Consider the following 9863-nt stretch of genomic DNA (forward strand, 5'->3'; position numbering starts at 1 on the left):
AGCGCGTCCTCCGCGACGGCCGCGACCGCGGCGTGGGCGATCCGGCCGACGGCGTCCGGTCCGACGGCGTCGAACGGCAGGTCGAGCGACGGCGACACCTCGTCGGTGTCCGTGTGCAGCGCACGACCCATGAGGTGGTCGACGACGTGTTCCACCGGGTTCTCCTTCAGCGGGTAGAAGGTGCTCGGACGGACGAACCGCGGGATCCACGGCGGGTACTCCGGCGACAGCGGCGGTGTGGCGGGCGGAACGCGGTCCGATCGAGTCGTCCGAACGCGGTCGACCATCCGGACGTCGTTGACCGCCACCGAGAACTCGCCGACCCGCCCGTCCGGGTACGTGAACGACGCGCTGTGTGTCGTCCGCGGCGCCCCGCGGCCCATCTCCATCGCCTCGTGAAGCGCCGCGACCCAGGAGTTCGGGGACCCTTCGTAGTCGGCCTTCGGCAGCGGCAGGACCAGGTGCTCCTGCGCGCGAGTGAGCGCGACGAACAGCAGACGCCACGACTCCGCGCGGCGCTCGGCGGCCGCCGCACGCAGGGGCTCGTGACCCACGAGCTCCGTGGCGTCCCCGCCGATCGGTGCGTGGAGCTCGACCGTCCACCGCAGCCCGGCGTCGCGGTCCGTCCGTTCCGGGTCCGGATCGTAGAGCCCGCCGTCGAACCCCGGGACCGGCGGGAGCGAGGACGATTCGTCGCCGCCGTCCTCCGCGTCGGCCGCCCCTTCTTCGTCGCCGACAGGGGCCGGTCCCTCCTCCTCGAGCGCGTTCACCGGCGGTGCCAGTCCGACGCCCTCGCCGTCGGTGACGAGCCGGTCGGCGTCGGACGGGCGCCCGCCGACCGAGCCGACCGGGTCCGCCAGCACGACCACCTCGTCCTGGTCGCCTTTCATCCCGTGGATGGTCTTCAACACCACGTCCACGTCGTCGTCGACGAGGGGGCGGTCCGGCCCCAGCGACGGGTCGACGAGGAACGGGTCGAGCAGCTCCGCCAACTCCGCGAGACCGTACGCGTCCTCGCCCTCCCACTCCTCGACCGCGGCGACGAGGGCGTCGAGGTTGGCCAGCCGCTGCCGGCGCGAGGGGTCCGGGTCGATCCCCTGCGGGTCCGTCTCGAAGCCGACGGCCTCCACCGTCTCCCTGAGGACCGCCGTCGCGGGGCGCGAGCGGAGCCGCGCCTCGTCGGCGGCGAGGTTGGCGAGTGCCCGGACTACGCGCCGCCGCCCGGCCGCGAAGCGGTCCGCCTCGGTCTCGGCGACCGCCGGGAGCGACCAGTCGTGGCTCCGGAACGTGGCCGCGACCGCGTCGAGGCCGTAGGTCCCGTCCGCGAGCGGCGACTCGGTCACCAGCCGGCGCGTGCGCTCCGGGTCGGTCGGGTCCGCGAGCCACCGCAGCACCGCCACGGTCGCCCGGACGGACTCGGTGGCGAACAGGGGGACCCGGGCGTTCCCGACCGTGAACCCGCGGGCCTCCAACGCCTCCCGGTACGGCTCCATGTTCGCCTTCGACCGGAACAGCGCCGTCACGCTCGGCAGGTCGTTCTCCCCTCGCTCGTCCCCGCCATCGCCTCCAGCAGCGCCGTCGACGAAACACCCGTCCGCGACGCCACCGGCGAGGAGGTTCGCCACCGCGTCGGCGGCACCCGGAGCGCGGCCGGTCCCGGCGACCCAGCCCGCGGACCCCGGCGTCCCGCCGTTCGGAACCGTGGCGACGTGAACGGGTGCGCGCTCGGTCGGCGGACGCGTCGCCTCCAGCGGCGGGTAGGACACCTCGAGCGTCCCGGCGTCGCCCCGCATCGGGTCGGGGAGCGTCGACGTCGCGACGGCGTTGATCGCGTGGACCAGGCCGGGGCGAGAGCGGTAGTTCCGCGTCGCCGTCCCGGTGACAGGGTCGGGCCAGTCGATCCCGAAGTACTTCCCCTCGCGGACGGCGCGCTCGAACAGGGCCGGCCGCGCGTCGCGCCAGACGTAGACGCACTGCTTGAGGTCACCCACCAGCAGGACGCGCATCTCGTCGGTGACGAGCGCCGACAGCGCCGCGTGCTGCACCGTCGACACGTCCTGTGCCTCGTCGACGATGACGCTCCCGATCTCCTCGTGGAACCGGTTCCGGAGCCGTTCACGGCGGGCTGTACGGGCGTCCCCCTCGTCGGACGTGGGGCCGTCGTGCTCCGTCCCGGTCCGGTCCGCTTCACCACCGATCTCCCCGCCGAAGTACGCCGCGACCAGGTGCGCGCAGTCGACGTGTGCGATCACCCCACGCTCCCGCGTCAGCTCGTCGTACCGGTCGCGATAGGCCGTCAATAGGGTACAAAAATCGTCCACGGCCGCGCGCCACGCGTCGTGGAGCCGACGGTCGGCCGTCAGCAGAGCCGCCCGGTCGTCGGCGTCGAGACCGCCGACGCGTTCGGCGGTTTCGCGGCCGCGGCACCGGGCGATACCCTCGCGGAGACACTCGACCGTTCCGGCGTCGCCGCCGTCGTACACGTCCGCGACGGTCGCGCGGAGCTCCCGGTGGAACGCCCCCATCGAGAGCCGGCGCTGGCGACACGTTCGGAGCGCGTTCCGCAGCAGCGTCCGCAGTCCGTCGACGTGCGCGCCGCCCTCCGGATAGGCGGCCTCCAGCCCTTCGATCCGGTCGGCGTGGTCGGGGGCCGAAGCGAGCGTCGCGTAGCAGTCCTCGTGGAGCCGCGCGAGCAGCGCCTCGTTGCCGACGGCGGGCATCTCCGCGAACCCGACTTCGGTGGCGAACGCCTCGAGGACGGACCGGAGCACGCTGTCGACGGTCCCGACCGTCGCGACGCCCCGGAGTCGACGTTCGAGTTGGCGCACGTCCGCGGCCGTCACGTCGCCGTCGCCCGGGATCTCGTCCCGGTCGTACAGCTCCCACAGCCAGTCGACGACGTCGGGAACGATGTCCGCGGCGTCCTCTCTCGAGAAGGAGGTGACGAGCAGCCGCCGCTCCGGGACCGGATCGCCCGCGAGCAGCCGCTCGTACAGACACAGTGCCGCCGCCTTCCCCGTGGCCGTCGACTTGCCCGCGCCGGGGTGGCTGTCCATCGTGAACAGCCCGGCGTCGGCGTCGCGAAACGCCTCGACGACGGCGCGCTGCGTCTCGTCGAGTTCCGGGAGGGACCGATCAGGCATCCGAATCGTCCTCCTCGGGCGTCCTCGCCAGATCAACCATCGCCGCGATGGGGTCCGGAAGCTCTCGGTCGGGGCCGACCAGTCGGTCGAGGGCGTCACGGCCGACCGGCGTCCCGTCGACCGCCTGGACGTACGGCGAGGGCCGGACCTCGATCCCGTCCGCGTCGACGGCGAAGCGCGTGCAGACGAGCCCCTCGCTCGCCGCCGCGACCGTGTCGGCGAACTGGTCGAGTTCGCCGGCCTCGGTCCAGCCCGCCCGCGGACGGAGCGCGGCACCGGGTCCGTCGGTCGTCCCCAGCAGTCGGCGAAGCGCGGCGGGGAAGGCGCTCTCGGGGGGACGCGGCCACTCCCCGTCGACGAGCCCCGCAGCGACGACGTACGGGAGATCCAGCCCCCACACGTCGTTCGCCTCCATCACGTCCACCGATCGGGCGGTCGCGTACTCGCGTCGGCCGGGGACCGTCGTCGCGATGGCGTCGAGCAGGTCCGCGACCGTCGCCCACGACCGCGGGGCGTAGCCGTCCGAGATCCAGTCCCCGTACTTGTCCGCGAGTTCGCCGGTCAGCTCGCCCATCCGGTCGAGCGCCCGCGAGGTCCGTGCCGTGCCGGTCAGAGTCGCGTCGTCGGCGTCGCGACGCGCCGGCATGACCCGAGTCCGGTAGGCCTCGAAGACGGGTGAGAGGAGGGCGTCCAGGTCGTGCGGGCCAGGGGTTGCGGGCGCCGCGTCGATCCACGCCGCGTAGCGCTCGATCGCGCCCGCGAGTCCCGGGGGTGACGACCCGACAGCGTCGGCCTCCGGCGTCCCACCCGCGTCCGATCCACTCATGTCCATCCCGTCAGCGATCCGTCGGACTTCGTCCGGCCAGCCCGCGACCGCGTGCTTCGTCTCGCCGGTTCGCCGCGCGAGCGCACCGAGCGCGGCGGAGTCGACGAGGAACGGGTCGGAAGGTTCCACGTCCGACCCGCCGGCCGGCGGCACCCACTCGAACCGGAGCGGGGCCAACAGTACGTCCACCCCGACTGCGCCACCGGTCCGCTCCCGCTCGGCCAGCAGCGCGACGACGGCGCGGGTCAATCGGTAGGGGACCGTGCGCTCGAGTCGGAGCTGCGTCCAGACGGAGAGCGTCGTCTCGTAGCGTCTCGCCGCCCGCCGGAGCGACGCCTCGTAGGCGTCCACGTCCCGAACGACGACGGTCACGTCGGACGGCGAAACGCCGGCCGAGAGCAGCCCGTCGACGCAGGCAACGACCGCACGTGCCTCGGCGGCTCGCGTCCGCGCGACGAGCGTCGCGACCGGCGCGTCGGCGAGCGCGTCGAGGCCGTCCTCGCCTCCCACCAGGGACGTACCGGGATCGGTCACTCGCGGGCCTCCGTTGGGTCGAACCGCTCCCCAGCAGTGGCCAGCTGGTCCCCGATCTGCGGGCCCGTTCCGTGTCTGAGATAGAGGTGCACGTCGATCGACGTCTCGCCGCCGAGGACGAACAGGAAGTCCTCCAGCGACGCCGTGAGCGTGCTGACGCCGGCGACCGAGAGCGTGTCGGCGTCGGGATATGCGGTCTCGATCGCCTCCGGGGCCGCGGCGGCCGTCGCGGTCGCGACGCGAAGCAGCGCCGCGTCAGAAACGGCGACCGGGCTCCTGTCGCCGAGCTCCCGCTGGAGGGCGAGGAGCCCGCCCACGAGGTCCCGCGCGTCGGCCCGCGCGGTGCCGTCGAGGGCGTCGATCGCCGCCTCCAAGGCGTCGAGCCGGCCGGGGTGGAACGCCGTCACCATCTCCAGGCCCACCCGCGCGCGCTCGATCCGCTCCGCGTGGTTCGCGACCGGCGACCCCACAGTCCGACCGAGCGGTCCCGCCACGCCGGAGGATCCCTCTCGGAGCACGCGCCGCGTCAGCGCGAGCCGGTCGAGCCGGTCGAGCGACTCCGTCTCCGGGCGCTCGTCCGGCCCCGCCTCGATCGCCGTCGCCGCCTCGTTCACGCGTCGGGCCACGTCGACCAGCCGCAGGAACTCGAACCCGCTCCGCGGCTTCCCGTCCTCGCGGAGCCGTCGCTGGACGTTGCGGCGGTGGAGCCGAACCGGCGTGACGACGAGGTGCCGGGGGCTCCGCGCGCGGTCGGCCTCGCGACGGATGGCGTCCGCCTCGCCCACGTGGACGGTGAACGGGAGGGCCGTGTCCGCCGCGTCGTCGCGAGCGGTCGGTGTCGTGTCTCTCTCTGTCACGGTGTCGGTCCATGACGGACGGCCGTCGTCCGTCGGTTCGTGACGCCGTTGGGCGGCATCAGGTAAAAGGGCTCGCGGAGCGCGGCGAAGGTGGTCGGCGCCCGGGGAGGCCGGCGGCCCGCGCCTCGTCCGCGACCTGCCCTCATTCGCCGCTCCGGCGGTCCAGCGGGTCCTCCAGCTGGCCCATGACGGTCTCGAGCGCGTCGGTCGCGGTGAGGAGGCCGACGACCGCATCGTCCCGAGTCACGAGCGCCAGCTCCTGATCCGCCGCCTGAAACCGGTCGAAGGCGTCGCTCACGTTCGTCTCCGCCGCGATCGTCATCGGCGGCGCCGCGATCTCGGAGAAGGAGAGCCGCCCGTCCCGCAGCGCCTCGAAGTGGTCGATGATCGACGGCGCGTAGACGATCCCGTGGAAATCGGTGAGCTCCGCCCCCACGAGCGGGAATCGAGTGTGTGGCGTGTTTCGGATCCGCTCGAGGTTCTGCGCCACCGAGGCGGTCGTCGTGAGGGCGACGATCTCGTCCGCCGGAACCATGACCTCCTCGACCGCGAGCGTGTCGACGTCGAGCGCGCTGAGTACCTCGTCGCGGCGTTCCTCGGGGATTTCGCCCTCCTCCAACAGCGAGTCGACCCGGTTCCGGAGCTGTGCGCGCGACTCGAGGACGTCCTCCTCCGTCTCGAGCCACGCGCCCGTCATCTCGACGCCGAACAGGTTGAGTGTCCCCTTCGCGACCCAGTCGCCGAGCGTGATCAGCGGCGAGATGATCCAGTTGAACCAGTAGAGCGGGCGGGCCCCGTACCGACACACCTGCCGCGATCGCTCGACTCCGAGGTAGGTCGGGGTCTGCTCGCCGTGCGTGAGGTGGAGGAGGTTGATGATGCCGAACGCGATCAGCGCCCCCGCACCGACGGACGCGAGCGGGGTGTTCGCGAAGTAGGGCTCGAACAGCGCGGCCAGTGCCGGCTCGGCGACGATCCCCACCGCGATGCTGGAGGCCGTGATCCCAACCTGACACGTCGTCAGGTATATCTCGAGATCGTTCGTCATCTCCCACGCTCGCTCGAGCGCCCGGCTCCCGTCCACGAACTCCGACTCCGTGAACTGCCGAGCGCGGGTCAGCGCGAACTCGATCGCGACGAAGAAGCCGTTCGTCAGGATCAACAGGAGTCCCGCGACCAGTCGAACCGTCAACTCGATCGGGGTCATCACGGCACGCTATCGCGGCTCACGGTAAGAAGCTGTGGGCCGGCGACCGCGGCCCACCGGCTACGGATCGCGGACCAACGTATTTACGCCCGCCCGCGGAAGTGCGCCACATGAGCTGGTCCGCGCTCGACGCCCTCTCCGATTCGATCGACGCATCGAAACGCCTGCTGTTGCCCTTCGACCTCCGCCGGTGGCTCACGCTCGCGGTCATCGTCTTCTTCGCCTCCGGCGTCTCGGGGCCGTCGGGACTCAACCTCAACGCCGGCGGCAGCACCTCCGACCCCGGCGGCGGAGGAGCCAGCGTCCCCGGAACGGGGCAGATCCCCACGGACGCACTCCCCGGAGCGTTCGACCCCGGACTCGGGCTGGTCCTGCTCGTCGTCGGTCTCGTGCTGGCGGTCGGGATCGCGTTCGCGTTCGTCGGCGCCGTGATGCAGTTCGTCTTCGTCGAGGCGGCCCGGACCGAGGAGCCGCGCGTGCGGGGCGTCTTCGGCGACTACCTCCGGGAAGGCCTCCAGTTGTTCCTTCTCCGGCTGGCGGTGTGGCTCCTCGCAGTCGGCTCGCTGGTCGTCGCGGTCGCGCTGGTTGCCGTCTCGTTCGGCGCGTTCCTGTTGGTCCTGTTGTTGGCGTCCCCCGTGCTGTTGCTGCTGGCGCTTCTCACGTGGCTCTTCCTGCTGTTCACGACGGACTTCGTCGTCCCGATCATGGTCGCGGACGGCGTCGGGATCCTCGCCGGCTGGCGACGGTTCTGGGGCGAGCTCCGGGCCGAGTGGCGCGAGTACGCGGTGTACGCGCTCGCTCGCGTCGTGGTGTCGATCGGCGCGGGGATCGTCGCCGGGATGGGCGCCGCGCTCGTGGGCGTCGTGCTCGCGATCCCGTTCGTCATCGTCGGGATCGTCGGGTACCTAACGTTCCAGGCCGTCGGGCTGACCCTCGTCGGACTGGCGGTCGCCGCGGTCGTCGCCGCGGGCTTCGTCGCGGCGTTCCTCGTCGCGTCGACGACGCTCGTGCAGGTACCCGTCGCGACGTACCTTCGGTACTACAGCCTGCTCGTTCTCGGCGACGTGTCGCCGCAGTTCGACCTGATCCCCGCGATCCGCGCGGACGTCGTCGATGCCGACGAGAGCGAGGCGACCGCCAAAAACGGGAACGACGGCAGCGACGCCGAGAGCGAGAACGACCGCGACGAGGAGAGTGAGACAGATCGCGACGCCGAGAGCGAGAACGACCGCGACGAGGAGAGTGAGAACGACCGCGACGCCGAGAACGACAACGACCGCACTGAGGAGAGTGAGACAGATCGCAACGAGGGTGAGACCGGTGGCAACGCCGGGAGTGAAACCGGTGGCGACGACGAGGAAGAGGACGACCGCGACGACGGCCGTCCCTGATCAGTCCTCGACGGCGATCCGAACGCGGATCCCGTCGGGATCCGTGACTGCGAGCGTCCCGTCCGCGGGACCGTCCTCGATGTCGATGCCCGCGGCGTCCGCGAGGCGCTCGGCGACCGCCTCCAGCGCCGCCGCGTTCGGGACCGCTATCTCGTACGCCACGAGGCCGCGGCCGTCCTCGCGCTTCGGTTCGCGGCGCCCCTGCCACGTGTTGAGTCCGAGGTGGTGGTGGTAGTCGCCGGCCGCGAGGAACGCAGCCTCGTCGCCGTGCTCGTGCGTCACGCCGAACCCGATCCCGTCCCGGTAGAACCCGACGGCGGCGTCGAGGTCCGTCACCTCGAGGTGGACGTGACCGAGTTGCGTCTCCGGTGGGACGGACTCCTCGGAGGCCGCCGCGTTCCGGTCGGTGTGCGCCGCTCGGACCGCCTCGAGGTCCAGCGGGAGCGTGTCGATGCCGACCCGTCCGTCGGAACGCGGCCACGTCTCCGGCGGCGTGTCGCGGTAGATCTCGACGCCGTTCCCCTCCGGGTCCCGGAGGTACAGCGCCTCGCTCACCGCGTGGTCGGACGCGCCAGAGAGTTCCCACGTCCCCTCGATCCGCTCCAGCGCCGCGCCAAGCGCGGCCCGCGACGGGAGGAGAAACGCGAGGTGGAACAGCCCCGCCTCCCCGCGGCCGCGTGCCGGCGCGCCGGGCGCCGCTCGGAGGTCGAGCAGGCGACGCTCCGCGGTCCCGAGCGCTGCGCTCGTCTCCGTGCGCTCGCGGACGGTCAGTCCCACGACATCGCGGTAGAAGTCGACGGTCGCGCCGAGGTCGGAAACGCGGAGTTCGGCGCGAGCGACCCCGGTCTCGGACGGTAGCGACGACTCGGTCGGATCGGCGTTCATGGGTCATCTTCGCGGTCGGGCGTGAAAACCGCCGCGGCGCCGGCAGTCGTCGCGGGGTGGGCGGAACGCGGTCCGGGAGGCTTACCTCCGGGCGGCCCCTCGCTCGACCATGACCGAGTTCGCGGACCTGGACGTGCGCGACGTCGACGCGGTCGCGGCCGACCGCGACGCGCTCGTCGACCGCGTGCGCGAGCACGCCGGCCGGATCGCCTACGAACTGGCGAAACTGGAGGGCGGCGACTACGGCCGGCGGACGTTCGACACCGACGCCGGCGCCTGGACGGTGAAGTACGAGGCCGGCGAACTGGAGTTCCTGCTGTTCGAGCCGAAGCGAGGTAGCGACACCTACGTCGTCTCGACGAAACAGCCGCCCGAGCCCGACGACCTGGCGACCGCGCTCGCGGACTACCCGGCGTTCGTCGCGGCGTTCAACGACCACGTCGACTCGCTCGACGGCGTCCTCGACGACGTCTCCGCCGAGTTTCCGGCGCCGGCGTCGACCGACGACGTGGTCGCCCAGCGCGACCGCGTGCTCGACGCCGTCGCGGACGCCTGCGACCGGATGGCGGGCGAGCTCCACCGCTACGAGGGGACCGACTGGGGGACGTTCACGGAGCGCGTCGAGGGCGTGCGCTGGGAGCTGAAGTGGGAGCGCGACGGCGCCTCCTACCTCCGGGCCGGCGGCGAGAACGGGGTGTACCTGCTGTCGCAGTACGAACCCCCCTCCGCCACGGACGTCCGCGAGTACGCCCCCGCGTTCCGCGCGTTCGTCGAGGCGTACAACGAGCACGTTCGCGATCTGGAACTCGACCTGCGCGAGATCGAACTCTAGGCCACGGAGTCCGCGTGCTCGTGCCGTGATGTTCGATAGCGATACTGAGTGATGCAGCCCGATTCAGACACATCGCTTTTCTGAAACTCTCGGCGGTGCGGTGCTGTGCGGTCGCGGAGCGGTGCGGTTGCGGTGCGGTGCTGTGCGGTGCTGTGCGGTCGCGGAGCGGTGCGGTTGCGGTGCCGTGC

The 9863-nt window shown here is 72.1% G+C and carries 7 protein-coding genes; 2 read left to right on the forward strand and 5 right to left on the reverse strand.

The window, feature by feature from the left end; translation table 11 throughout:
- The 4 genes from AN233_RS11215 to AN233_RS11230 all read right to left on the reverse strand — a co-directional run.
- The coding region (locus tag AN233_RS11215) for a UvrD-helicase domain-containing protein (protein ID WP_218055086.1) at positions 1 to 3143 on the reverse strand (3143 nt) is incomplete at its 3' end.
- The gene (locus tag AN233_RS11220) at positions 3136 to 4503 is read right to left on the reverse strand and encodes a hypothetical protein (protein WP_125920021.1); all 1368 of its coding nucleotides are present in this window, start codon (positions 4501 to 4503) and stop codon (positions 3136 to 3138) included. The genes AN233_RS11220 and AN233_RS11215, both read right to left, overlap by 8 nt.
- The gene (locus AN233_RS11225; RefSeq protein WP_058366875.1) at positions 4500 to 5360 is read right to left on the reverse strand and encodes a hypothetical protein; all 861 of its coding nucleotides are present in this window, start codon (positions 5358 to 5360) and stop codon (positions 4500 to 4502) included. Before AN233_RS11225 ends, AN233_RS11220 begins: the two co-directional genes overlap by 4 nt.
- A 142-nt stretch (positions 5361 to 5502) precedes the next feature.
- A complete protein-coding gene (locus AN233_RS11230; RefSeq protein WP_058366876.1) occupies positions 5503 to 6567 on the reverse strand; it encodes a CNNM domain-containing protein in 1065 nt (354 codons plus the stop codon).
- A gap of 110 nt (positions 6568 to 6677) precedes the next feature.
- On the opposite strand from AN233_RS11230, the gene AN233_RS11235 reads away from it, so the two are divergent.
- Positions 6678 to 7958: a DUF7544 domain-containing protein gene (locus tag AN233_RS11235; protein ID WP_058366877.1), complete on the forward strand. Its 1281-nt coding sequence runs from the start codon at positions 6678 to 6680 to the stop codon at positions 7956 to 7958.
- On the opposite strand, the gene AN233_RS11240 is transcribed toward AN233_RS11235, so the two are convergent.
- Positions 7959 to 8843, reverse strand: a complete 885-nt coding sequence (locus AN233_RS11240) for a VOC family protein (protein ID WP_058366878.1) — start codon at positions 8841 to 8843, stop codon at positions 7959 to 7961.
- A 109-nt stretch (positions 8844 to 8952) separates the two neighbouring features.
- On the opposite strand from AN233_RS11240, the gene AN233_RS11245 reads away from it, so the two are divergent.
- Complete coding sequence (locus tag AN233_RS11245; RefSeq protein WP_094192420.1) at positions 8953 to 9675, forward strand: hypothetical protein; 723 nt, start codon at positions 8953 to 8955, stop codon at positions 9673 to 9675.
- Positions 9676 to 9863 lie beyond the last annotated feature (188 nt).

The sequence above is a fragment of the Haloparvum sedimenti genome, assembly GCF_001462205.1.
GTDB classification, from domain to species: Archaea; Halobacteriota; Halobacteria; order Halobacteriales; family Haloferacaceae; genus Haloparvum; species Haloparvum sedimenti.

Excerpts from the sequence above, each read along its gene's own strand:
- AN233_RS11230 (WP_058366876.1), bottom strand. The coding sequence starts at position 6,567 with ATGACCCCGATCGAGTTGACGGTTCGACTGGTCGCGGGACTCCTGTTG.
- AN233_RS11235 (WP_058366877.1), top strand. The coding sequence starts at position 6,678 with ATGAGCTGGTCCGCGCTCGACGCCCTCTCCGATTCGATCGACGCATCG.
- AN233_RS11240 (WP_058366878.1), bottom strand. The coding sequence starts at position 8,843 with ATGAACGCCGATCCGACCGAGTCGTCGCTACCGTCCGAGACCGGGGTC.
- AN233_RS11245 (WP_094192420.1), top strand. The coding sequence starts at position 8,953 with ATGACCGAGTTCGCGGACCTGGACGTGCGCGACGTCGACGCGGTCGCG.